Raw genomic sequence first — 22,488 nt, forward strand, 5'->3', positions numbered from 1 at the left:
CATGCCCATGACCATGTGCGCGGACGTTTCTCATTCGACGAAATTCCCCGAGTTGCTATGGAGCTTTATCCCGCTGACAGGGTAAGATTCCAAATGGCGCACGGGACGCGGAAGGCGCGGGACGGTTCCCGCGGTCTTTCAAACGCTGCGCCGCAGCTGGAAAGGATATCAATGAAAACTCTCAAGGACCTCGGAAATCTCCAGGGTAAGCGCGTGCTGGTCCGCGCTGATTTCAACGTTCCGCTGGACGGTACGACCATTACCGACGATGGTCGCATCAAGGCCGCTCTGCCGACCATCAAGGCTCTGCGCGAGCAGGGTGCCAAGGTCATTCTGATGGCCCACCTCGGCCGTCCGAAGGGCAAGGTCGTTCCCGAGCTGAGCCTGGCCCCGGTCGCCAAGCGTCTGGGCGAGCTGCTCGGCATCGAGGTTCCACTGGCCGCCGACACCTACGGCGAGGACGCCCACGCCAAGGTCGCCGCCATGAAGGACGGCGACGTGGTGCTGCTGGAGAACGTGCGCTTCAACCCCGAAGAGACCAGCAAGAACGCCGAGGAGCGTGCCGCCTACGCCAAGAAGATCGCCGAGCTCGGCGAGGTCTTCGTCTCCGACGGCTTCGGTGTGGTCCACCGCGCCCAGGGCTCCAACTACGACGTGGCCGCCGATCTGCCGGCCGCCGCCGGTCTGCTGGTGGAGAAGGAAGTCACCGCGCTGTCCAAGGCCACCGAGAACCCGGATCGCCCGCTGACCGCAGTGCTCGGCGGCGCCAAGGTCGCCGACAAGCTCGGCGTCATCTCCAACCTGCTCGGCAAGGTCGACCGCCTGATCATCGGCGGCGGCATGGCCTACACCTTCCTCAAGGCCGAGGGCTACGAGGTCGGCAACTCCCTGCTCGACGAGAGCAACATCGAAACCGTCAAGGGCTACATGGAGACCGCCAAGAAGAACGGCGTCGAGCTCCTGCTCCCCGTCGACATCGTCGTCAACCCCGGCTTCCCGGCAGGCGACGACGCGGTCATCGACCCGAAGGTCGTGGACGCCGACGCCATCCCGGCCGACGAGGAGGGCCTCGACATCGGCCCGAAGACCCGCCAGCTCTTCCACGACAAGATCGTCGACTCCAAGACCGTCGTGTGGAACGGCCCGATGGGCGTGTTCGAGGTTCCGACCTTCGCCGAAGGCACCAAGGCCGTGGCCCAGGCTCTGGTTGACGCCACCCACGCCGGTGCGTTCACCATCGTCGGCGGCGGCGACTCCGCTTCGGCCGTGCGCAACCTCGGCTTCCCGGAGGATGGCTTCTCGCACATCTCCACCGGCGGCGGCGCCTCCCTCGAGTTCCTCGAGGGCAAGACCCTGCCCGGTCTGAGCGTGCTTGAGTAGTCGATCGCATCAACGGACTCCCGTTCGCGGCCGGACGATCCTCGCGGATCCATCCGGTCCCGGACGGGAGTCCCTTAATATGGCTGCACATATGGCCGCAAAACGACACATGGCCATATGCCGATTCGTGTGAATTCACATGGTGAACGTGGTGAAAGGACGGCCCTTGGCATCGAAACGCATTCCCATCGTCGCTGGCAACTGGAAGATGAACTTCGATCATCTGGAGGCCACGTATTTCGTGCAGAAGCTGGCGTGGACGCTACGCGACGCGCATTTCGGCTTCCGTCGTTGCGAGGTGACGCTGATGCCGCCGTTCACGTCGATCCGCAGCGTGCAGGTGCTCATCGAGGCCGACCGTCTGAAGATCACCTACGGCGCACAGGCCGTTTCGGTCACCAATCAGGGCGCGTTCACCGGCGACGTCTCCGCGGACATGCTGGCCCGACTGGGCTGTACGTATGTGCTGGTCGGTCATTCCGAACGGCGCAAGTACCATCCCGAGGATGACGCGAACATCGTCGATCAGGTGCGGGCGGTGCTCGCCGCGGGCATGAAGCCGATCCTGTGCGTGGGGGAGAGCTTCGAGGAACGCCGGCAGGGCATCGAACTGGAATACGCCGTCGGACAGGTGCAGGACGTGATCCGCGACCTCAACGACAAGGAGGCCGCGCAGATGGTGATCGCCTACGAGCCGGTGTGGGCCATCGGCACGGGCATGGTGGCCACCCCGCAGTCGGCGCAGGAGGCGGCCGCCGCGATCCGCGCCCATCTCGGCGAGGTGTATGGCGACGACGTGGCGCAGCAGGTGCGCATCCTGTACGGTGGATCGGTCAACGCATCCAACGCCACGCAGCTCATGCAGGAGGGACGGGACATCGACGGATTCCTGGTGGGCGGCGCCTCGCTGGACGCCGACGAGTTCGCGTCGATCGCTCGCCTCACCGACAAGGCCGCATCGGCCCGCCGGTAGGGGATCCGGCGGAAGGCGGAGCGAAACTGATTTTCCGGGCTATGAGGTACCCTTATCAAGGTCGAATTTCGGAGGTAACAAGTGACAATCGTCAAGATCATTCTTGAAATCATCGTGGTGATCGCCAGCGTGCTGCTCACGCTGCTCATCCTGATGCACAAGGGCAAGGGTGGCGGTCTTTCCGACATGTTTGGCGGCGGTCTCACGGCGAATGCCGGCACCTCCGGTGTGGCGGAAAAGAACCTGAACCGTCTGACGGTGATCGTGGCGCTGATCTGGGTGGCCATCATCATCGTTCTCGGTCTGATGACCAAGTACGGCATCGGCTGATCGCCGACGACCGACAACCATGAACTTGCGGAAACCCGCGGACGCTTGATGCCCGCGGGTTTTTCTTCTATCTCAGCCATCTCGAACATCGGAATCGGAAGTCGAAACACCACATGAACCAGATGATGCGCAATGACCGGAACGACCTCGATCTCGTGGTCGTCGATCTCGACGGTACCCTGCTGCACGACGGCGCCACCTTCGAGCAGCGTTTTCTGACGCAATATGCCGTCGACGCCGCGAACCGACTGCACGACGCCGGCATCCGATTCGCGGTTTCCACGGCCCGGCCGGTCAGCACCGCGAAACCGCTGGTCGACCGACTGCCCGTGGACGCCTGCGTCTACCTCAACGGTGCGCTCATCGATTTCGATCCCGGCAGCTCCGACTATGATCTGCTGACCAGCGGGAGAATCCCCGAGGACGGTCACCTGCTCAAGGTCGGGTTCTCCTCGGCTCGGGCCTGCGAGGTCTGCCGGTTCCTGCTGGAGGAGTTTCCCGGCATTCGACTCGGCATCGTCATGAACGATGTCCGATACACCAACTTCGACGTCACTGAATTCTGGAAGACCCAGACCTGGCGGATGACCAACTTCCGGGACGTACCGGACGGCGTCGCCGACAAGATCATCATCTTCCCGCAGCCGGAACAATGCCATCGACTGAGGGAGCTGATTCCGCCGGACTTCGACATCAGCATCAGCGAAGGCGTGATGTGGATGCTGATGAACCCGCTCGCCAACAAGGAGCATTCGCTGCGACTGCTGGCCGAGCGGATGGACGTACCGTTGAACCATACGGCCGCGTTCGGCGACGATCTCATCGACATCGCCATGCTGAAGGCCGCCGGTAGGGGAGTGGCGGTCGCCAACGCCAATCCCCAAGTATTGAACATCGCCGATGAAACCTGCCCCTCGAATAACGACGACGGCGTCGCCCGGTGGTTCAACGCATATCTCAACGTTTCGTTGAACCGATAGTCGGGGGCGTGAGTGTGTTCAAGGTCGTCATCGAAGATGCTGCCGATAGGTGATACCGGCGTCGGGTGTTCCCCTGACCGTTGAACTGACACTGAGTTGACTCCGGACTGATCGGGGGAGAGTCAGGAAGCTGCCTGCCTTCGGATGCGAATCTTCACTCGAGTGGCTTGGCGCATCCCGAATATTTGTAAGCTATCTTTTCTTGAGTTTTCATAAAACTAGCAAAAGTTGCTCGAGAAAAGCGGTGGGGATTCGTGCCGTTTTTTCATCGGAAACACGACGTCTATATATAAAAAGTTCAATATGTTGCGAAGGGGTGCTGGTAAGGGGGTATAAGAATGCGTCTTGAAATTGAACTTCAGGATTGTCGTTTCGTGTCATCGTGCTATGATCTGATCCAGATCCAAGGAAATTGAACTTAGGAATCGGGGCATATCGATGAGCACCGCAACCTTCGCGTCGCGATTGAACCAAGCCATGGCCCTCCGCCATATGAAACAGGTCGACTTCATTCACGCGGCGTCAACCCGTGGCGTAAAGCTCGGCAAAAGCCACATCAGTCAGTACGTCAGCGGCAAGACCACGCCGCGTCCCGACATCATGCGGTTCCTCGCCGCTACGCTGAATGTCAGCGAGGATTGGCTTGCCGCCGGAAACGGTCCTATGGAGCGGGGGTCCTCCTCCGGGTCGCAGCCCGATTCGCGGCGATCCCTCGATCTGACCGCCGACGCGTCCCCGGCATCTTCATCGTCATCCTCCCCGTCATCGTCCGCCTCATCCTCACCGATGCCTGATTCATCCTCCCCAACACCCGCCTCATCCCCGAAAGGACATCCCATGCGCCGTTTCACCAAATCCACCAAGCTCGACAACGTGCTCTACGACGTGCGAGGCCCCGTGGTCGACGAGGCGGCCCGCATGGAGGCCACCGGCACCCATGTACTCAAATTGAACATCGGCAACCCGGCGCCGTTCGGCTTCCGCACCCCGGACGAGGTCATCTACGACATGGCCCACCAGCTGCCCGAATGCGAAGGCTACTCCGCATCCAAGGGTTTGTTCTCCGCACGCAAGGCCATCATGCAGTACGCGCAGCTGAAGAACCTGCCGAACGTCTCCATCGACGACATCTATACCGGCAACGGCGTGAGCGAGCTGATCAACCTGTCGATGTCCGCCCTGCTCGACAACGGCGACGAAGTGCTCATCCCCAGCCCCGACTACCCACTGTGGACCGCCTGCGTGAATCTGGCCGGCGGCACCGCCGTGCACTACCTGTGCGATGAGCAGTCCGAATGGTATCCGGACATCGACGACATGCGGTCCAAGATCACCGACAAGACCAAGGCGATCGTGGTCATCAACCCGAACAACCCCACGGGCGCGCTCTACCCGAAGGAGGTGCTCCAGCAGATCGTCGACCTCGCCCGCGAGCACCAGCTCATGATCTTCTCCGACGAGATCTACGACCGTCTGGTCATGGACGGCCTGCAGCATGTCTCCATCGCCTCGCTGGCGCCCGACCTGTTCTGCGTGACGTTCTCCGGCCTGTCCAAGTCGCATATGATCGCCGGATACCGCGTGGGTTGGATGGTGCTCAGCGGCAACAAGAACGTGGCCAGGGACTACATCGAGGGCCTCAACATGCTCACCAACATGCGCATCTGCTCGAACGTGCCGGCTCAGTCCATCGTACAGACCGCGCTCGGCGGCCATCAGAGCGTCAACGACTACATCGTGCCCGGCGGCCGCATCTACGAACAGCGCGACTACATCTACAACGCGTTGAACTCCATTCCCGGCGTGACCGCGGTCAAGCCGAAGGCCGCGTTCTACATCTTCCCCAAGCTCGACGTGAAGAAGTTCAACATCTCCGACGACGAGCAGTTCGCCCTCGACCTGCTGCACGACGAACGCATCCTCATCACGCGCGGCGGCGGGTTCAACTGGCATGAACCTGATCACTTCCGCATCGTGTACCTGCCGCGCATCGAGGTCCTCAAGGACGCCACCGCCAAGCTCACCGACTTCCTCAGCTACTACCGGCAGTAGTAACGATGCTTGTGTCATGCACACAATAGGCATATAAAATGTGTATGGCATAAGCATCAATGGAAGGAATATCATGGCGGGAACCAAGGAACGTACCACACTCACGATCGACGCCAAGACGAAGGAAGAGGCAGCAGCCATTCTTGACGAGCTTGGCATGAGTCTGAGCACGTTTGTGGACGTGAGCCTCAAGCAGTTGGTGCGGAATCAGGGCATGCCATTTCGTCCGACGTTGGATGTCCGGACGCCTCGGCGGTTGAACCAGGAGGAAGCGCTGCGCGAAATGGCTCGTCTGGACGCGCTCACGCCTGCCGACGTACAGGCCGGTCTGGCATCGATTACCCCGGATGATGAACGACGGCTGTTGGAGGAGCGCGATGTTTAAGCTGTTCTTGGATACCAACGTGCTTTTGGATGCAGTCGGCCTACAACGCGAGGGGCATGCCTCGGCAAGGAGACTGCTGCTCGTTGACCCGCGCAAGGCGACTCTCGGCATCAGTGCCGGTAGTCTTAAGGATTTCTATTTCATTGCAGGAAGAGCAAAAGCCGGAATAGGACAGTGCGGTGGACTGGATGATGCTGAGCGACGTCGATGGATCGGTGTCTTCATGGATCTCGCTTCAGTACTTCCCGACGACGAGCATACGGCGAGTGCCGCTCTCGAATCCAACGAACCCGACTATGAAGATGGGACCAAGCGCGCCGCCGCTGAAATATGGGAAGCGGATTGGATCATCACCCGTGATTCCAGCCGTCACGCTTTCGAAAGATCAATGATTCCCACCACCACTGCAGCACGGATTATCCAACGTCTATAGCAACGACTTATGGATTGGGTGCTCAAGGACGCCAATGCCAAGCTCACAGACTTCCTCAGCTACTACCGGCAGTAAGCTCTGATCATCCTCATCACATGGCGGTAGGGAAAGATATCGGCGTACCGTAAAATCGCAGCACTCTGATAGTGAAATCAGCGGGTAAGTTCGTGCTCCATGTCACCCATAGTGGAACAATGCACCTTCAGCTTTCGGCCTCGACAGAAGGGTTAGGCCATGTCGTGTCAAAATTACCGATATACAGCTTCCAATAAGTGCATATGCGTCAAAGTAGAATCTGATGGTATTTGGTCACCTTGTACACAAGGAGAACATTCGGCTTCACATGACATTCCATATACCTGCTAAGTTTCACGCGGGAATGAGTCAACAAATGAGGGTCGAACCATTCGGGAACAATCCCATCAACTAGTAAATACTCATAAACCACGTCGAAAACAGATTCAGCATGGGGGGGGGTAACTCCGCCAACCGCTCAAGTCAGCGTCATAATCAGGGAAAACGGCATAACTAATCGCCATTCTTTACCCCGTCGATTATGCTCCGCATGTGAGCAGCAACCGCTTCACGGCTGTGAAAAACCATGACGGCATCAGGTAAATCATCGTCCTTACTTGCGTTCTCAGCGGATAGGTCACGAAGCCGTGCGCTTACTATGCGCTTGGCGCGACGTTCCTTTGCAAGCGTTGCCATACGTATCGCCTCACTTTCGCTTGTGATTTCAAGCATACCCACAACAGGTACGCCAACATAAAGAAAATCCAAGGGCGCAAGCACACTTATTCAGTATCTTTTTCTTTCGACGGCTTAACGTCGTCTAACAGCTTGCGCGGATTGGACACCCGCAAAGCGTCACAAATCTTAAGCGCGGTCCCAAGTGTCATATTGCTAACGTCGATTATCCCGTTCTCATAGTTGGCGATATTGCCGCGGCTCGAACCGGATTTGTCGGCTAGCTGTTGCTGTGTTAATCCGCGCTTCAAGCGCAATTCCCTAAGACTCATATTGCAACCTACCTTTACTAGCGCTCCGATAGGTCCGATTGTACATATCGAGAGGGCCGGAGCCCGAACGGGTCCCGGCAAAACATAGGGGCTAGCGTACATGCACGGACCACACGACGGACCAATCAACTCACAATGTCAGCACACCAGCGCTATTCAAAGTGAGAAAATAGACACGCCGAATACCTTCCGCGCAATTCACCAGTTTCCCCTACACCATATACAATCATGGTTGTATCCTCTCGATATAGATACATCCGAGGGACGTTCCCCCGAATGCCCCTCACGAACGCCACGGGTACGGCTATACCCGTGGCGTTTTTTCGTGAGAAGATGAAACACACGCGACTGATGAACCCGCGTGTGAAGTCTCAAACTCAGTGACTCTAGACAATTCCATGCCGAAAATAGAGTCTCATTAGCGACTCGGCACGGTACGTACCAGTGGGACCGGGGGCATAGGCCAAATTGTGTGCCCGGTGGTTTATCCGTGTGACATACGCCCCGCCGAACGAAATTCGCTTGGCCGTCCCGATCACGGCTCTGATACTTGGCCGACCCGTTCATCATTCGTTGGCCGAACCGATCACGAAGTCCCTTACTTGGCCCAGTCGTTCACGAACAGGCTGAAATGGGGGTCCTAGTGAACGGATTGGCCAAGCTTGGTGAAAACAGGGGAAAACATGGGAATGCCGAACTCAGAACGTCAGACGCATCTGATGCCAGACGACGTCGCCGTGCGTCGAATCGGAGATCCCCTCGTCCACGTAGCCGAATCGCGCGTAGAATCCGACGAGCCTGTCCTTACAGGTGAGCACCAGTCCCTTGCGACCAGCGGCGCGGACGTCGTCGATGACGTGCCGCATCAGCAGGCTCGCATAACCGTGATGCTGGAACTCGGGAGCGGTGTCCACGCCGAAGATCATCTGCCAGTCGCCATGCGGATCATGCTGCGAGGCGTCGTCATACATGTCATCCGTCAGATCAGGCTGGTCGGTGGCGAACCCGTTGATGAAGGAGACGATCTCGGCATCCGGCCGATCCTCCGTGCACAGCAGCCAGAAGCATTCCGGGTAGGAGGCGACGCGCGAACGGATCGCCTCGGGGCTCGCCGCCTCGGCCGCGGGGAAGCACCGTCCTTCGATGGCTGCCAGCGTCCCGGCGTCCTCCATGGTTGCGTGCCTGATGATCATGACCGTGCCTCCTGACTCTTCCCGCTCTTCCCGTTCCTCACAGGTTCCCCGGGTTCCCCAAGTTCCCCGGATTCCCCGGGCTCTCCCGAAACGTTACCGCGTTCGCCTCGAATCAGGGAATCGGCCACGCCGCAGAACATGCCGATCACGGCCGGAACCACCCATCCGAGATGGTACTTCTGCATCGGCAGCAAGGTCAGTGCCGAGTCCAGCCACGGCAGCGATCCGCCGAACACCGAGGCCAGGGAGGCGACGCAGCCGGCGAATGCGGTGACGCCCACCAGCGTCACCGTCCATGGGTACACGCGGACGAACCGCGAACCGAGGATCCGATGGGTGAGCGCGAGCAGCACCAGCACGATCGAGATCGGATACAGCGCGGACAGCACCGGTACCGACACCTTGATGATGAGGCTCAGTCCCGCGTTCGACACGATGAAGCTGAACACGGTGAACGCCACCTGCCAGGTCCGGTAGCCCACCCGGTGACCCATGACGGTGGGGAAGGTCGTGCGGAAGTACGTGGCGCAGGTGCAGATCAGGCCGGTGCACACGTTCAGGCAGGCGATGACGAACACCACGCCGAGGAACACGGTACCGCCCGTGCCGAACAGCGACGACGTGAGATTGGTCAGCACGGTCGCCCCGGTATCCGTGGCGGGGTCGATGCGCGTGATCGCGCCCGACACCGTGCCCACGTAGCTCAGCGCACCGTAGATCAGGATGAGCAGTACGCCGGTGCCGAGCCCCGCGTAGGCGGTTTCAAGCTGTACCTGCCGTTCGTCGTCGATACGCTGGGCGCGGATGTTGGCCGAGATCACGATGCCGAAATACAGGGCGGCCAGCAGATCCATGGTCTGGTAGCCGTCGAGGAAGCCCCGGGTCAGCTGATTGCCCCGATAGTCGCCCGACGGGTCGGCCGGGGTGCCGATGCCGTGGATCAGACAGGCGGCAAACAACGCCGCGATGAGCAGGATCAGCAGCGGTCCCATGAACCGTCCCAGCACCTTGGACAGCTTCTCCGGATGCTGGGCGAACAGGAACGACAGGATGAAGAACACCAGCGAGTAGGCCAGCTGCGCGCCGGCTCTGCCGCCGTCGCTGATAAGTGGCACGACCATCATCTCAAACGACGTGGTGGCCGTGCGTGGGATCGCGAAGCACGGGCCGATGGTGAGGATGATCGCCACGCCCAGCAGACGGGCGAAGCCGGGGGAGACCCGCTTGGCGAGCGAGTCGAAGCCTCCAGAGAACGTGACCGCCAGCACGCCGAGGATCGGCAGACCCACGGCGGAGACGATGAAGCCGATTGCGGCAGGGACGGTGGCGGATCCGGCCTGTGCTCCGACGAACGGCGGGAAGATCAGATTGCCCGCGCCGAAGAACATCGAAAAGAACGTGAACGTCATCACCAGACGCTGCTTTGCCGAAAACCTGCTCACCTATCGCCTCTTTCCCTCGCAGTCAACCTCCCCACTGTAGCAAGTCCGCTGATCAGGGAGGAATGGACGAAGTCCGGCGACCTGGCCGACTCCGTGCGTATCATCGTGGAAACCTCGAGGAAGGAGAACCCCATGCCGCATGTTTCGCATCGGGCACAGGAGGCGCTGTATCCCAGTGTCCGGGAGATGTTCGAACTGGCCGCCGAGGAGCCCGGCGCGATCTCGTTCGCGATAGGGGAGCCCGGTTTCGACACTCCCCGGCCGATGATCAACGCGGCGTATGAGGCGGCGGTCGCCGGCGACACCCATTACACGCCCAATCGCGGTACGGTGGCGCTTCGCGAGGCATGGTGCCGGTACCGCGCCGATCATGACGGCGTCGCCTACGATCCGGACGGTGAGATCATCGTCACCGCCGGCGGTATGGAGGCCATGTATCTGGCGCTGGTGGCGACACTCGATCCCGGCGACGACATTCTCGTACCGGATCCCGGCTACGCGAACTACTTCGGTCAGGTGCGGATGGTGGGGGCGAACGTGGTGTCGGTGCCCCTGTTTGCGGACCGGGGATTCCGTATGCGAGCCCGCGACGTCGAAGAGGCGATCACGCCGAACACCCGGGTCCTGCTGCTCAATTCCCCGTCGAACCCCACCGGCGCGATCATCGATCCCGATGAGCTGCGCGCCATCGCCGACGTCGTCGAGCGACATGATCTGTGGGTGATCAGCGACGAGGTGTATCGCGCGTTCGTCTACGATGACGGCGTGCGGTGCCTGTCCATCGCCACGATGCCCGGCATGAAGGACCGCACCATCGTCGTGGACTCCTTCTCCAAGACGTTCGCGATGACCGGCTGGCGTATCGGCTGCGCATTCGGGCCGAAGCCGATCGTCGATCAGATGACGATCATGCAGGAGAACGTCGTCTCATGCGTGCCCGGCGCCCTGCAGGCCGGCGCGGTCGCCGCGCTGGAGAACGGATCAGATATTCTGCCGACGATGAAGGCGGCGTACCGTACCAACCGTGACATGGTCGTTTCCGCCATCGCCGACATGCCGTTGGTGAGCTGCACGATGCCGGATGGGGCGTTCTATGTGCTGGTCGACGTTTCCGCCACGGGAATGGACGACCATGAGTTCGCGGTGCGACTGCTGCATGAGGGCAAGGTCGTGGTCACGCCGGCGTCCGGATTCGGCTCGCGCGGCAGGGGATTCGTGCGGATATCGTACGTGGGCACGGCCGAGGACACGGCCGAGGGCCTGCGGCGCATGAAAGCGTGGCTGTCGGCGCTGTGACCGTACCGCGGTCGGGATCGGAACGAACATACGAGTTGAAACCATACGAAAGGGGCCCGGCGCACTTCCCATGGGGAAGGAGCCGGGCCCCTTGATGATCATCGGTCATATGATGTCGGAAATCCGGATGACTCCGGGAAACCGGTCATATGACGTTCCGGGAATCTCAGGCGTTCACGCGATCGATGCCGGCCTGCACGTCGGCGAGGACGGAATCCCAGGACTTGATGAAGGCGGCGACGCCGTCGGCCTCGAGCTTGTCGGTGACGGCCTTGAAGTCGATGCCCAGATCGGCGAGCTTGTCCATGATGGCGTGGCTCTCCTCGTAGGTGCCGGCGATGGTCGGAGCGCCGTTGCCGTGGTCGGCGAGAGCGTTCAGGGTCTTCTCCGGCATGGTGTTAACGATGTGCGGGGCGACGAGCTCGTCCACGTACTTGCAGTCGGAGTAGGCCGGGTTCTTGGTGCCGGTGGAGGCCCACAGCGGACGCTGCTTCTTGGCGCCCTTGGCTTCGAGGGCGGCCCAGCGGGGATCCTCGGCGAACTTCTTCTCGAACAGCTCGTAGGCCAGACGGGCGTTGGCGACGGCGGCCTTGCCCTCGAGGGCCTTGGCCTCGTCGGAGCCGTTGGCTTCGAGCAGCTTGTCGACGGCGGTGTCCACGCGGGACACGAAGAAGGAGCCGACGGAGCCGATGTGCTTGAGATCGTGGCCGTTGGCGTCAGCCTGGGCGATGCCCTCGATGAAGGCGTCGATGACCTGCTCGTAACGCTCGAGCGAGAAGATCAGGGTGACGTTCACGGAGATGCCCTTGGCCAGGGTGGCGGTGATGGCCGGCAGACCCTCGAGGGTGGCGGGGATCTTGATCATGGCGTTGGGGCGGTTGACCTTCTCCCACAGCTCCACGGCCTGCTTCTCGGTGTTCTCGGTGTCGTGGGCCAGACGGGGATCGACCTCGATGGAGACGCGGCCGTCGACGAAATCGGTCTTCTCGGCGACTTCACGGAAGATGTCGGTAGCGTTGCGCACGTCGGTGGTGGTCAGCTCGCGGATGGCGGTCTCCACGTCGACCTTGCCGAGCTCCTTGAGCTGGGCGTCGTACGGACCGACCTGGCTCAGCGCCTTCTGGAAGATGGAGGGGTTGGTGGTCACGCCGACGACGTTCTTGTCGGCGATGAGCTCCTGCAGATTGCCGGACTCGATACGGGTGCGGGACAGATCGTCCAGCCAGATGGAAACGCCGGAATCGGACGTACGCTGAGTTGCAGCAGTCATATTCTAATCTCCTTGTTGTTGGTATCCCCGGCTTCCCCGAACGATGCGGGGAAGCCGGAAAATCTACTGATGATGCGCGTTATGCGCGGGGTGTCAGGCCTGGACTTCGGCGAGCGAGGCCTTGGCGGCTTCGACGACGTGCTCGGCGGTGATGCCCAGATCGATGAGGTTCTGAGCGCCGTCGCCCTGCAGACCGAACTGCTCGATGGAGACGGGCTTGCCGTAGGAGCCGAGGTACTTGTACCAAGGCATGGCAATGCCGGCCTCGACGGAGACACGGGCCTTGACGGCGGCCGGAAGCACGGCCTCCTTGTACTCGGCGTCCTGCTCCTCGAACCACTCGAAGGACGGCATGGAGACCACGCGGGCCTTGATGCCTTCCTCGGCGAGGGTGGCGGCGGCCTTGACGGCCAGCTGGACCTCGGAGCCGGTGGCCATGAGGATCACGTCCGGGGTGCCCTCGGTGTCGACGAGCACGTAGGCGCCCTTCTTCACGCCGTCCTTGGCCTTGGCCGCGGTCTCGGCGAGCACCGGCAGACCCTGACGGGACAGCACCATGGCGGTCGGCAGGGTGTTCTTCTTCTCGAAGAAGTAGCGGTAGGCCTCGGCGGTCTCGAAGGCGTCGGCCGGGCGGACGACCTCGAGCTGCGGCAGGGCGCGGAAGGAAGCGAGGTGCTCGACCGGCTGGTGGGTCGGGCCGTCCTCGCCGACGGCGACGGAGTCGTGGGTCCACACGTACAGGTTCGGGATCTCCATGAGGGCGGCCAGACGGACGGCGGAGCGCTCGTAGTCGGAGAACATGAAGAAGGTGCCGCCGAACGGACGGGTGTGAGAGCCGAGCAGGATGCCGTTGGTGATGCAGCCCATGGCGAACTCGCGCACGCCGAAGTGCAGCTGACGGCCGAACTCGTTGCAGACCGGCCACTGCTTGGTGGCGCACTCCTCGGGGGCGAAGGTGGCCGCACCCTTGAGATCGGTCTTGTTGGAGCCGCCGAGGTCGGCGGAGCCGCCCCACAGTTCGGGCATGACGGCGGCGATGGCGTTGAGCACGGAGCCGGAGGCGCCACGGGTGGCGACGTTCTTGCCCACCTCGAAGGTGGCTTCGAGATCGTCGAGGGCCTTGTCGAAGCCTTCCGGCAGCTCGCCGGCCTTCAGACGGTCGTACAGGGCGGCCTTGTCCGGGTTGGCGGCGCGCCAGGCCTCGTACTTCTCATCCCAGGCGGCGTGGGCGGCGAGACCGCGCTCGGCGACCTTGCGGGCGTGGGCGAGGGCCTCCTCGTCGACCTGGAAGCTCTTCTCGGGATCGTAGCCGAGCAGCTTCTTGAGGCCGGCGACGGCCTCGGCGCCCAGCTTGGAGCCGTGGGAGGACGGATCGTTGGTCTTGCCCGGGGTCGGCCAGGCGATCAGGGAGTGGACCTTGATGAGCTTCGGCTGGTCGGGGGCGGCGGCCTCGGCCTTGGCGATGACGTCGGCCAGACCCTCGATGTCCTCCTTGTAGGAGCCGTCGGGCTGGATGAAGCTGAACTCGTCGGTGTACCAGCCGTAGGCCTGGAAGCGCTTGAGCACGTCCTCGGCCAGCACCAGGTTGGTGTCGCCTTCGATCTGGATGCGGTTGGCGTCGAAGATCACGGTCAGGTTGCCGAGCTTCTGGTTGGCGGCCAGAGCGGCGGCCTCACCGGAGATGCCCTCCTCGATGTCGCCTTCGCCGCAGATGGCCCAGATCTTGTGGTAGAAGGGGGATTCTTCCTTCGGGGTCTCGGGATCGAGCAGGCCACGCTGGAAGCGTTCGCCGTAGGCGAAGCCGATGGCGGAGGCGAAGCCCTGACCGAGCGGGCCGGTGGTCATTTCGATGCCGGGGGTCAGGCCGTACTCGGGGTGACCCGGGGTGCGGGTGTCGGCGCCGCCGCGGAAGTGCTTGAGGTCGTCCAGGGTCAGGCCGTAGCCGGAGAAGTACAGCTGGACGTACTGGGTGAGGGAGGCGTGGCCGCCGGAAAGGATGAAGCGATCACGGCCTTCCCAGTTGGGATCGTTCGGATCATGCTTGATGAAATGCTGGTACAGCGTGTAGGCGATGGGAGCCAGCGAGACCGGGGAACCGGGGTGGCCGCTTCCGGCGTTCTCGACCGCATCGGCCGAAAGGACCTTGGCCATCTTGATGGCGCGCTCGTCCAGTTCAGTCTCCTTGAATTCGGTCATGAATCAACTTTCCTTCCAATCGGACGGATCCGATGCGCACGTTCCAACCCCGGAATGTGCCGTTTCGGTTGGAACGTGCGCATCGGCTTCATTTGCCCTTTTATGCTAACCCGGCACAAAGACTTCACGGCACATTTCCTCACGCTGGTTGTTAGAAAACTGTTCATGGCTGTTTATTTTTGTTCGATTAAGCCCTTGGCTAGCACTCCAGAGCGTCGAGTGCTAAAAATAGAGAAAACGCAATGATCATTGCGATGCCGCAGATGTTAGGGCTTCGCAAGCCGATGATCATGCCGCGACACGCAGAAACGCTCTCATGCCGCGGCAACCGTATCGAAGGAGGCGGACGTGGCGAACGAAAGACGCATGCTGGTGCTCCGCGCCGTCATCGAGGATTACATCCGTACGCAGGAGCCGGTGGGGTCGGGCGCACTGACCCGCGGGCACAAGCTCGGGGTCAGCTCGGCCACCGTGCGCAACGACATGGCGGCGCTGGAGGATGAGGGCTATCTGATCCAGCCGCACACCTCGGCGGGGCGCATCCCCACCGAGAAGGGATACCGGTACTTCGTGGACAAGCTCGCCACGGTGGTGCCGCTGTCCAAGGCGCAGAAGCGTGGCATCCGTTCGTTCCTCTCCGGTTCGGTGAGTCTGGACGACACGCTGAGGCGGTCGGCGCAGCTGCTCGCCCAGATCACCGGTCAGGTGGCCGTGGTGGCCTCGCCGTCATTGGCCCGGTCGGCGCTACGCCACATCGAACTGGTACCGGTCTCCACGGTCACGCTGCTCATGGTGATCATCACCGACACCGGACGGGTGGAGCAGCGCACCATCATCGTGGCGGACAGGCCGGGCGATGCCGAGATCGCCGCCATCGGCTCGCACGTCAATGCGATCAGCATGGGCAAGTCGTTGCGCAGGGCCTCGGCCGACGTGCACGCCTCGGCCCAGGAGGAGCCGGCCGGCACGTCGAGGGCGCTGATCGAGGCGATCGCCAAGGTCCTCGACGAAATGGCCACGCAGGAACGCACCAGCAACCTTTACATGGCCGGCACCTCGCAGCTGGCGCACGGCCAGTCGGCCGACATGAACGTGATCGCCCCGCTGTTCGACGCGCTCGAGGAGCAGGTGGTGCTGATGAAGCTGATGACCACGCTGAGCGAGGTGACTCAGTCGCACGGCGTGGGCATCGCGATCGGATCGGAGACGCACACCCCCGGGCTGCTCAACGCCTCCGTCGTCACCTCCGGATACGGCCAGTCGACCGCGGGGGACGAGGACGACGATGCCACCGGCTCGTCCGCGACCGGCAGCGAGCCAGTGGCGTTCGTTGGATCCATCGGCCCCACCCACATGGACTACGCGACCACGATCTCCGCGGTACGCGCCGTGGCCCGGTACCTCACCGAGGTCATCGCCAATGAGGAGGACCCCGACGCCGATCCGGACGGAGCCGCATGACGGACCCGCCGCACGCCGATCCGGCCTAGGACCGGCTCTTATGGCACAATATTCGACGGACAGACCGCATACACAACACAGGAACACACAGGAAAGATCGATCAGTGGCTGACTATTACGAAGTATTGGGCGTCGACAGGAACGCCAGCGAAGAGGAGATCAAGAAGGCCTATCGCAAGATGAGCCGCAAGTACCATCCCGATATCGCCGGCCCCGAATTCGAGGACAAGTTCAAGGAGGTGAACTCCGCCTACGAGGTGCTTTCCGACACGGAGAAGCGCCGCATGTACGATCAGGGCGTCGACCCGAACAACCCCAATGCCGCGGGCGGGTTCTCCGGCGCCGCCGGCTTCGACATGGGCGACATCTTCGGCCAGTTCTTCGGTCAGGGATTCGGCGCCTCGCAGGGACCGGTGCCGCGCACCCAGCCGGGCCGCGACTCGCTGGCCAATGTCACCATCGACCTCAAGACGGCCATCTTCGGTGGCACCGCCCATGTGGACATCCGCACCATGACGCTGTGCCCGGACTGCAAGGGCAGCGGCAGCGCCGGCGGCGCGCCGACCACCTGCCCCGACTGCCACGGCCACGGATTCGTGCAGAAGGTGGTGCGCACCATGATCGGCCAGATGATGTCGTCCGCGCCCTGCGAACGATGCGAGGGACACGGCACCATCATCGAGAACCCCTGCCCGAGTTGCATGGGCCACGGCCGCGTGCGCAGCAAGCGCAACGTCGGCGTGTCGATTCCCGCGGGCATCCACGACGACACCCGTCTGCGTCTGGCCTCGCAGGGAGAGGTGGGCGAGGGCGGCGGCACCGCCGGCGATCTCTACATCGACGTGCGCGTGGAACCCGACAAGACCTTCGTGCGTGACGGCGACGACCTGCACTGCTGGATCGAGGTGCCGATGAGCTGGGCGGTGCTCGGCCATGACTTCGAGCTCGACACCTTCGACGGCAAGCGCACCATCGACATCCCCGCCGGCACGCAGCAGGACGACACCGTGCAGGTGGAGGGTCTCGGCGTGACCAAGCTGCGTTCCCCCAAGGGCGAGCGTGGCGACATCATCGCCCACATCGTGGTGCACATCCCCACCAAGCTCACCGACGATGAACGCGATCTGATCGAGCGGTTCGCCGCCAAGCATGATGACGGCGCCGCCCACAAGGTCACATCGCAGACCCGTCCCGGCAAGGCGAACGGCGGCAAGGCCAAGGGTTTCTTCGGCAAGCTCAAGGACGCCCTGAGCTGAGCGAGCGTTGACGCAAGCGGCCGTCCTCCCTTACCGAAGCAGGGGAGGACGGCCGCTTGCGTATGCCGGCACCGCTGGCTACGACCTTCCTGCCTTCCCCCATTGGAGGGGAGGGTGGCCGACGCCAGCGGTCGGATGATCTGAGGAAAGGACTATTCGACTGTCACCGCGGAGTCCGCTTCGGATCCGGAAACGGTGCCGTCGCCTTCGTCGGCATCCTCGTATTCGTCGTATTCGGCTTCCAGGGCCTTGCGCTCTCTCTCGGCGCTTTCAAGGGTGGCCCATATGGCTGTGGAGATGCACCACAGTCCTGCGGCCAAGCCATACAGGCCGGCCTTCTTCGCCTTGCCCTGCATGCCGGCCGACAGCGAGACCATCGCCGCGCCCACGCCGGACATCACGCACCAGATCGTCATATGGTCTTTGAGAAAATCAAGAACATCATCCATACGGACCAGTGTACGCGTTTCACCCATAACATCCTTTGGCGTCTTCTATGACGGCAGTGGCTCTTCATGGACCGGCCACCTTCGGACGAATCCGCATGTCGAGGGGCTGAGGTGCTAATCTCTTAGCGGCTCGATCGCTCACGTCGCTGAGGAGGGGGAACGCATGGAACAGGTGGCGCTCGAAAGCAACGCCGTATTCATCGGCATCGAATATCTGGCCACGTTCTTCTGTGGTCTGTCCGGCGGACTGGCCGCCATCCACAAGCGCTATGACCTGTTCTCCATCCTCGTGCTCTCCTGGGTCACCGCTCTCGGCGGTGGTATCACCCGAGATCTGCTGCTCGGCGCATTGCCGCCGGTCGGCATCACCGACAAGGGCTTCGTGCTCACCGCACTGGTATCGGGCATCATTGTGGCCATCGTCCATCCCGAGATCGACCACCTCAAATGGTCGATGATCACCACCGACGCGCTGGCGCTCGGCCTGTTCGCGGTCAATGGCACCGCCAAGGCGCTGGCCTATCATTCCTCCGGCATGACGGCCGTGTTCCTCGGCATGTTCACTGCGCTGGCCGGCGGCACCATCCGCGACATCCTGCTCAACGAGGTCCCGTCGATCCTGCGCGACAAGCACCTGTACGCCGTACCGTCGTTCGTCGGCTGCCTGCTCACCGTATTCGCGGCGCGGGCCACCGATCACTGGAATCTGGGGCTGAACGGGGAGATGATCCTCGACATCGTCGTCGTGATCGTCGTGTTCGCGCTGCGTATGCTGTCCGTGGTGTTCAACATCACCTTCCCGGGGGCGGTGGAACGCCGGCAGACCCATCTGCCGTCGCAGAGCCGGTATCTGAAGCGGCCGATCATCCATCCCGAAACCCCGGACGACCACGAAACCGACCGTGAAACCGACGAGGAGGAGCAGACCGATGCCGACCGCCAGCGTGCATGACGTCCCCGGAACCCGCATCACCCCCGGGGCCCGCAGAAAACTGATCATCGACACCGACTGCGGGTCCGACGACGCGATGGCCATCGCCATGGCGCTCAACGATCCGAGGTACGAGATCCTGATGTTCTCCACCGTCTCCGGCAACGTCCACGTCGATCAGGCGATCACGAACACGCTCACCACCATCGAGCATGCCGGCACCTACGAGCCGCCGGTCTATGTGGGATGCGAGTCGATGCTGCTCCGGCCGCTCGTCTACGCGCATGAGACGCACGGCGACGACGGCATGGGCGATCTCGGTCTCAGGCCCTCCCGGCTCCGTCCCGCGCCGGGCAATGGCGTGCTGCGCATGCTCGAGGAACTGCGGTCCCACGAACCGGGGGAGATCGACGTGGTGGCCCTCGGACCGCTCACCAACCTTGCCGTGGCGATCCGTCTGGATCCTCAGGCGATGGCCAGGATCGGCCGGCTGACGGTCATGGGCAGCGCCGGGCTGGGACGGGGCAACGTGACCCCGGTGGCGGAATTCAACGTCTGGCAGGATGCCGAGGCCGCGAGGATCGTACTGGAGTTCGGATTCGAGCACCTGACGTTCGTCGGCTGGGATGCGTGCCTGGGGGAGTCCATGCTCGATCCGGACGACATCCGCCGACTGCGGGAAAGCGGCCCGCTCGGCCGGTTCGCGATCGACTGCAACCGCGTGCTGATGGCGATGAACGTCGAGCGGTTCGGCGACGAGTATCTGGACATGGCGGATCCGGCGGCCATGGCGGCGGCTCTGCATCCCGAGTGCATCGCGGAATGCGACCGCTACCACTGCCAGATCGACGTGAGCGACGGCCCGAGCTACGGGTCGATGCTGGTGGACGTGAACCGGTTCGACGGGCAGCCCGCGAACGCCGCCGTGTGCAGCCGCCTGCATGCCGACCGGTACAAGCGCTACCTGTTCGCCACGCTGGGCGCGGGGGAGTGGCGGCGCGACGCATGACAACGCGGGCTCATAGCCGTTCGTTTGGCAAACGATCCGCACGATCCGCATAGCAAAAGGTCCCGAACGATCATCGGACCATTCGGGACCTTCGGACTGCTACGGAACGCAGCCGATGGCGTTCCGCGTTACAGCGAAAAACGCGAAATCACAGGGCGTTGATGGCAACGGCCAGACCGGACTTGCGGTTGGCGGCCTGGTTCTTGTGGATGACGCCACGACCGGCGGCCTTGTCCAGCTTCTGGGAGGCGACCTTGAAGGCGGCCTCGGCGGCGGCCTTGTCACCGGCGGCGATGGCTTCGCGGACCTTGCGGATGGAGGTCTTCAGTTCGCTCTTGTAGGCGACGTTGCGAAGGTGAGCCTTCTCGTTGGTCAGGACGCGCTTCTTCTGCGACTTAATGTTTGCCACTATATACTCCAAACGACGTGTGCTAAACGGACATACAAACGGAAATAATACCATGAATCCACGCCGATACACGCGTTTTCGCGGAAATTAGATGGGAGACGCTACTATATATTGGTATTTCATTTAGCCGGGGAGGACGCATTCGGTGATCGAACAGAAGAACAAGCCAGGTTTCACTGACCAGTCGCTGATTCGCAATTTCTGCATTATCGCCCATATCGATCACGGCAAGTCGACCGTGGCCGACCGTATTCTGCAGCTGAGCGGCATCGTGCCCGAGCGCGAGATGCGCGACCGCTTCCTCGACCGCATGGACATCGAGCAGGAGCGCGGCATCACCATCAAGTCGCAGGCCGTGCGCGTGCCGTGGACGTTCGACGGCACCGAATACACGCTCGGCATGATCGACACCCCCGGCCACGTGGACTTCACCTACGAGGTCTCGCGCGCGCTGGCCGCATGCGAAGGCGCCGTGCTGCTGGTCGACGCCACGCAGGGCATCGAGGCACAGACCCTGTCGAACCTGTACATGGCCATCGACCATGACCTGACCATCATCCCCGTGCTCAACAAGATCGACCTTCCCAGCGCCGAGCCGGAGAAGCACGCCGAGGAGATCGCCGGACTCATCGGCTGCGACCCCTCCGACGTGCTGCGCGTCTCCGGCAAGACCGGCGAGGGCGTGGCCGACATGCTCGACCAGATCGTCATGGAGGTCCCGGCCCCGCACGGCGACCCCGATGCCCCCGCCCGCGCGCTGATCTTCGATTCCGTATACGACTCCTACCGCGGCATCGTCACCTACATCCGCATGGAGGACGGCGAGCTGCATTCGCGCGAGAAGGTGCACATGATGGGCATCGGCATGACGCACGAGCCCATCGAGATCGGCGTGATCAGCCCCGACATGATGCCGACGAAGGCCCTTGGCGCCGGAGAGGTGGGGTACATCATCACTGGTGCGAAGGACGTCAGCCAGTCCAAGGTGGGCGACACGCTGACCTCCGCGGTGAAGCCCGCGGCCGAGCCGCTGCCCGGATACCGCGACCCGAAGCCGATGGTCTACTCCGGTCTGTTCCCCGTGGACAACGCCCAGTTCCCCGAACTGCGCGAGGCGCTGGACAAGCTCAAGCTCAACGACGCCGCGCTGATCTACGAGCCGGAGACGTCGGTGGCGTTGGGCTTCGGCTTCCGCTGCGGCTTCCTCGGCTTGCTGCACATGGAGATCGTCTCCGAGCGACTCAGCCGCGAGTTCGGCCTCGACCTGATCTCCACGGCCCCCAACGTGACCTACGAGGTGACGATGGAGGACAATTCCGTGCATGTGGTGAAGAACCCCAGCGAATTCCCTGACGGCAAGGTCAAGAGGATCGTCGAGCCGATGGTGGCGGCCGACATCATCACCCCCAAGGAGTTCATCGGCGCGGTGATGGACCTGTGCCAGGAGCATCGCGGCGAAATGGGCACGATGGAGTACATCAGCACCGAACGCGTGGAGATGCATTACCGCATGCCGCTGGCCGAGATCGTGTTCGACTTCTTCGACCAGCTCAAGAGCCGCACCAAGGGCTATGCGAGCCTCGACTATCACGAGGACGGCGAGCAGTCGGCCGATCTGGTGAAGGTCGACATCCTGATCCAGGGCGACAAGGTCGATGCGTTCAGCGCGATCGTGCACCGAGACAAGGCCTACAGCTACGGCGTGATGATGACGAAGAAGCTGCGCGAGCTGATCCCGCGGCAGCAGTTCGAGATCCCGATCCAGGCGGCCATCGGCTCGCGCATCATCGCGCGTGAGACGATCCGCGCCCTGCGCAAGGACGTGCTGGCCAAGTGCTACGGCGGCGACATCACGCGTAAGCGCAAGCTGCTCGAGAAGCAGAAGGCCGGCAAGAAGCGCATGAAGATGCTCGGCCACGTGGAGGTACCGCAGGAGGCGTTCATCGCCGCCCTGTCCACCGACGAGCCGACCGACCGCGACACCAAGGACAAGATCCGCGCGGCCCAGAAGGCCGGCTGAT

The 22,488-nt window shown here is 62.4% G+C and carries 20 protein-coding genes and 1 pseudogene; 13 read left to right on the plus strand and 8 right to left on the minus strand.

What is annotated here, in order from left to right:
• The first annotated feature begins 171 nt into the window (after positions 1-171).
• From CSQ87_RS08345 to CSQ87_RS08375, 7 genes are all read left to right on the plus strand, one after another.
• On the plus strand, positions 172-1,380 hold the full coding sequence (locus CSQ87_RS08345; protein WP_100513422.1) for a phosphoglycerate kinase: 1,209 nt from the start codon (positions 172-174) through the stop codon (positions 1,378-1,380).
• A 166-nt stretch (positions 1,381-1,546) separates the two neighbouring features.
• Positions 1,547-2,353 carry a triose-phosphate isomerase gene (gene tpiA, locus CSQ87_RS08350; RefSeq protein WP_207761126.1) on the plus strand — a complete coding sequence of 269 codons (807 nt, stop codon included), beginning with the start codon at positions 1,547-1,549 and terminating at the stop codon, positions 2,351-2,353.
• 81 nt (positions 2,354-2,434) lie between these two features.
• A complete protein-coding gene (secG, locus tag CSQ87_RS08355; protein WP_100513424.1) occupies positions 2,435-2,683 on the plus strand; it encodes a preprotein translocase subunit SecG in 249 nt (82 codons plus the stop codon).
• Between the two features lie 122 nt (positions 2,684-2,805).
• Positions 2,806-3,663: an HAD family hydrolase gene (locus CSQ87_RS08360; protein ID WP_100513496.1), complete on the plus strand. Its 858-nt coding sequence runs from the start codon at positions 2,806-2,808 to the stop codon at positions 3,661-3,663.
• Positions 3,664-4,140: 477 nt separating this feature from the next.
• Positions 4,141-5,715, plus strand: a complete 1,575-nt coding sequence (locus CSQ87_RS08365) for an aminotransferase class I/II-fold pyridoxal phosphate-dependent enzyme (protein WP_423734787.1) — start codon at positions 4,141-4,143, stop codon at positions 5,713-5,715.
• A 73-nt stretch (positions 5,716-5,788) separates the two neighbouring features.
• Positions 5,789-6,100: a type II toxin-antitoxin system RelB/DinJ family antitoxin gene (locus CSQ87_RS08370; RefSeq protein WP_100513426.1), complete on the plus strand. Its 312-nt coding sequence runs from the start codon at positions 5,789-5,791 to the stop codon at positions 6,098-6,100.
• Positions 6,093-6,533 (plus strand): PIN domain-containing protein, encoded by a 441-nt coding sequence (locus CSQ87_RS08375; RefSeq protein ID WP_100513427.1) that lies wholly within the window; start codon positions 6,093-6,095, stop codon positions 6,531-6,533. Before CSQ87_RS08370 ends, CSQ87_RS08375 begins: the two co-directional genes overlap by 8 nt.
• Before the next feature lie 283 nt (positions 6,534-6,816).
• Here the strand turns inward: CSQ87_RS08375 and CSQ87_RS11335 are convergent, their stop codons facing one another.
• The 4 genes and pseudogenes from CSQ87_RS11335 to brnQ all read right to left on the minus strand — a co-directional run.
• Positions 6,817-6,981, minus strand: coding sequence for a type II toxin-antitoxin system YafQ family toxin (locus tag CSQ87_RS11335; protein WP_117434929.1), 165 nt, complete (start codon positions 6,979-6,981; stop codon positions 6,817-6,819).
• Positions 6,982-7,330: 349 nt separating this feature from the next.
• Positions 7,331-7,555 (minus strand): helix-turn-helix transcriptional regulator, encoded by a 225-nt coding sequence (locus CSQ87_RS08380; RefSeq protein WP_100513428.1) that lies wholly within the window; start codon positions 7,553-7,555, stop codon positions 7,331-7,333.
• Between the two features lie 698 nt (positions 7,556-8,253).
• Complete coding sequence (locus tag CSQ87_RS08385) at positions 8,254-8,748, minus strand: GNAT family N-acetyltransferase (RefSeq protein ID WP_100513429.1); 495 nt, start codon at positions 8,746-8,748, stop codon at positions 8,254-8,256.
• A gap of 116 nt (positions 8,749-8,864) precedes the next feature.
• A pseudogene (gene brnQ, locus CSQ87_RS08390) lies at positions 8,865-10,190 on the minus strand (branched-chain amino acid transport system II carrier protein); the annotation flags it as partial.
• A gap of 132 nt (positions 10,191-10,322) precedes the next feature.
• Between brnQ and CSQ87_RS08395 the strand changes: the two are divergent.
• Positions 10,323-11,486 carry a pyridoxal phosphate-dependent aminotransferase gene (locus tag CSQ87_RS08395; protein ID WP_100513431.1) on the plus strand — a complete coding sequence of 388 codons (1,164 nt, stop codon included), beginning with the start codon at positions 10,323-10,325 and terminating at the stop codon, positions 11,484-11,486.
• 166 nt (positions 11,487-11,652) lie between these two features.
• Here the strand turns inward: CSQ87_RS08395 and tal are convergent, their stop codons facing one another.
• Positions 11,653-12,756, minus strand: a complete 1,104-nt coding sequence (gene tal, locus CSQ87_RS08400) for a transaldolase (RefSeq protein WP_100513432.1) — start codon at positions 12,754-12,756, stop codon at positions 11,653-11,655.
• A gap of 93 nt (positions 12,757-12,849) precedes the next feature.
• Positions 12,850-14,952: a transketolase gene (tkt, locus tag CSQ87_RS08405; protein WP_100513433.1), complete on the minus strand. Its 2,103-nt coding sequence runs from the start codon at positions 14,950-14,952 to the stop codon at positions 12,850-12,852.
• A 366-nt stretch (positions 14,953-15,318) separates the two neighbouring features.
• Here tkt and hrcA point away from each other — a divergent pair, with 366 nt between their 5' ends.
• Both hrcA and dnaJ read left to right on the plus strand, forming a co-directional pair.
• Positions 15,319-16,413 carry a heat-inducible transcriptional repressor HrcA gene (hrcA, locus tag CSQ87_RS08410; RefSeq protein ID WP_100513497.1) on the plus strand — a complete coding sequence of 365 codons (1,095 nt, stop codon included), beginning with the start codon at positions 15,319-15,321 and terminating at the stop codon, positions 16,411-16,413.
• Positions 16,414-16,517: 104 nt separating this feature from the next.
• The gene (gene dnaJ, locus CSQ87_RS08415; RefSeq protein ID WP_100513434.1) at positions 16,518-17,669 is read left to right on the plus strand and encodes a molecular chaperone DnaJ; all 1,152 of its coding nucleotides are present in this window, start codon (positions 16,518-16,520) and stop codon (positions 17,667-17,669) included.
• A 152-nt stretch (positions 17,670-17,821) separates the two neighbouring features.
• Here dnaJ and CSQ87_RS10950 read toward each other — a convergent pair whose 3' ends face one another.
• Positions 17,822-18,145 carry a hypothetical protein gene (locus CSQ87_RS10950; RefSeq protein WP_165776806.1) on the minus strand — a complete coding sequence of 108 codons (324 nt, stop codon included), beginning with the start codon at positions 18,143-18,145 and terminating at the stop codon, positions 17,822-17,824.
• A gap of 136 nt (positions 18,146-18,281) precedes the next feature.
• Here CSQ87_RS10950 and CSQ87_RS08425 point away from each other — a divergent pair, with 136 nt between their 5' ends.
• Both CSQ87_RS08425 and CSQ87_RS08430 read left to right on the plus strand, forming a co-directional pair.
• The gene (locus CSQ87_RS08425; RefSeq protein ID WP_100513435.1) at positions 18,282-19,070 is read left to right on the plus strand and encodes a trimeric intracellular cation channel family protein; all 789 of its coding nucleotides are present in this window, start codon (positions 18,282-18,284) and stop codon (positions 19,068-19,070) included.
• Positions 19,048-20,058 (plus strand): nucleoside hydrolase, encoded by a 1,011-nt coding sequence (locus CSQ87_RS08430; RefSeq protein WP_100513436.1) that lies wholly within the window; start codon positions 19,048-19,050, stop codon positions 20,056-20,058. The genes CSQ87_RS08425 and CSQ87_RS08430 overlap by 23 nt, the downstream gene beginning before the upstream one ends.
• Positions 20,059-20,206: 148 nt before the next feature.
• On the opposite strand, the gene rpsT is transcribed toward CSQ87_RS08430, so the two are convergent.
• Positions 20,207-20,467, minus strand: coding sequence for a 30S ribosomal protein S20 (gene rpsT / locus CSQ87_RS08435; protein WP_100513437.1), 261 nt, complete (start codon positions 20,465-20,467; stop codon positions 20,207-20,209).
• Positions 20,468-20,612: 145 nt separating this feature from the next.
• Here rpsT and lepA point away from each other — a divergent pair, with 145 nt between their 5' ends.
• Positions 20,613-22,487 (plus strand): translation elongation factor 4, encoded by a 1,875-nt coding sequence (gene lepA, locus CSQ87_RS08440; protein ID WP_100513438.1) that lies wholly within the window; start codon positions 20,613-20,615, stop codon positions 22,485-22,487.
• Position 22,488 lies beyond the last annotated feature (1 nt).

It is taken from the genome of Bifidobacterium simiarum (assembly GCF_002802905.1).
Classification (GTDB): domain Bacteria; phylum Actinomycetota; class Actinomycetes; order Actinomycetales; family Bifidobacteriaceae; genus Galliscardovia; species Galliscardovia simiarum.

Excerpts from the sequence above, each read along its gene's own strand:
- CSQ87_RS08360 (WP_100513496.1), top strand. The coding sequence starts at position 2,806 with ATGATGCGCAATGACCGGAACGACCTCGATCTCGTGGTCGTCGATCTC.
- tkt (WP_100513433.1), bottom strand. The coding sequence starts at position 14,952 with ATGACCGAATTCAAGGAGACTGAACTGGACGAGCGCGCCATCAAGATG.
- CSQ87_RS08370 (WP_100513426.1), top strand. The coding sequence starts at position 5,789 with ATGGCGGGAACCAAGGAACGTACCACACTCACGATCGACGCCAAGACG.
- CSQ87_RS08395 (WP_100513431.1), top strand. The coding sequence starts at position 10,323 with ATGCCGCATGTTTCGCATCGGGCACAGGAGGCGCTGTATCCCAGTGTC.
- CSQ87_RS10950 (WP_165776806.1), bottom strand. The coding sequence starts at position 18,145 with ATGGGTGAAACGCGTACACTGGTCCGTATGGATGATGTTCTTGATTTT.
- CSQ87_RS08425 (WP_100513435.1), top strand. The coding sequence starts at position 18,282 with ATGGAACAGGTGGCGCTCGAAAGCAACGCCGTATTCATCGGCATCGAA.
- CSQ87_RS08430 (WP_100513436.1), top strand. The coding sequence starts at position 19,048 with ATGCCGACCGCCAGCGTGCATGACGTCCCCGGAACCCGCATCACCCCC.
- hrcA (WP_100513497.1), top strand. The coding sequence starts at position 15,319 with ATGCTGGTGCTCCGCGCCGTCATCGAGGATTACATCCGTACGCAGGAG.
- tal (WP_100513432.1), bottom strand. The coding sequence starts at position 12,756 with ATGACTGCTGCAACTCAGCGTACGTCCGATTCCGGCGTTTCCATCTGG.
- CSQ87_RS08345 (WP_100513422.1), top strand. The coding sequence starts at position 172 with ATGAAAACTCTCAAGGACCTCGGAAATCTCCAGGGTAAGCGCGTGCTG.
- CSQ87_RS08375 (WP_100513427.1), top strand. The coding sequence starts at position 6,093 with ATGTTTAAGCTGTTCTTGGATACCAACGTGCTTTTGGATGCAGTCGGC.
- CSQ87_RS08365 (WP_423734787.1), top strand. The coding sequence starts at position 4,141 with ATGGCCCTCCGCCATATGAAACAGGTCGACTTCATTCACGCGGCGTCA.
- CSQ87_RS08380 (WP_100513428.1), bottom strand. The coding sequence starts at position 7,555 with ATGAGTCTTAGGGAATTGCGCTTGAAGCGCGGATTAACACAGCAACAG.
- CSQ87_RS08385 (WP_100513429.1), bottom strand. The coding sequence starts at position 8,748 with ATGATCATCAGGCACGCAACCATGGAGGACGCCGGGACGCTGGCAGCC.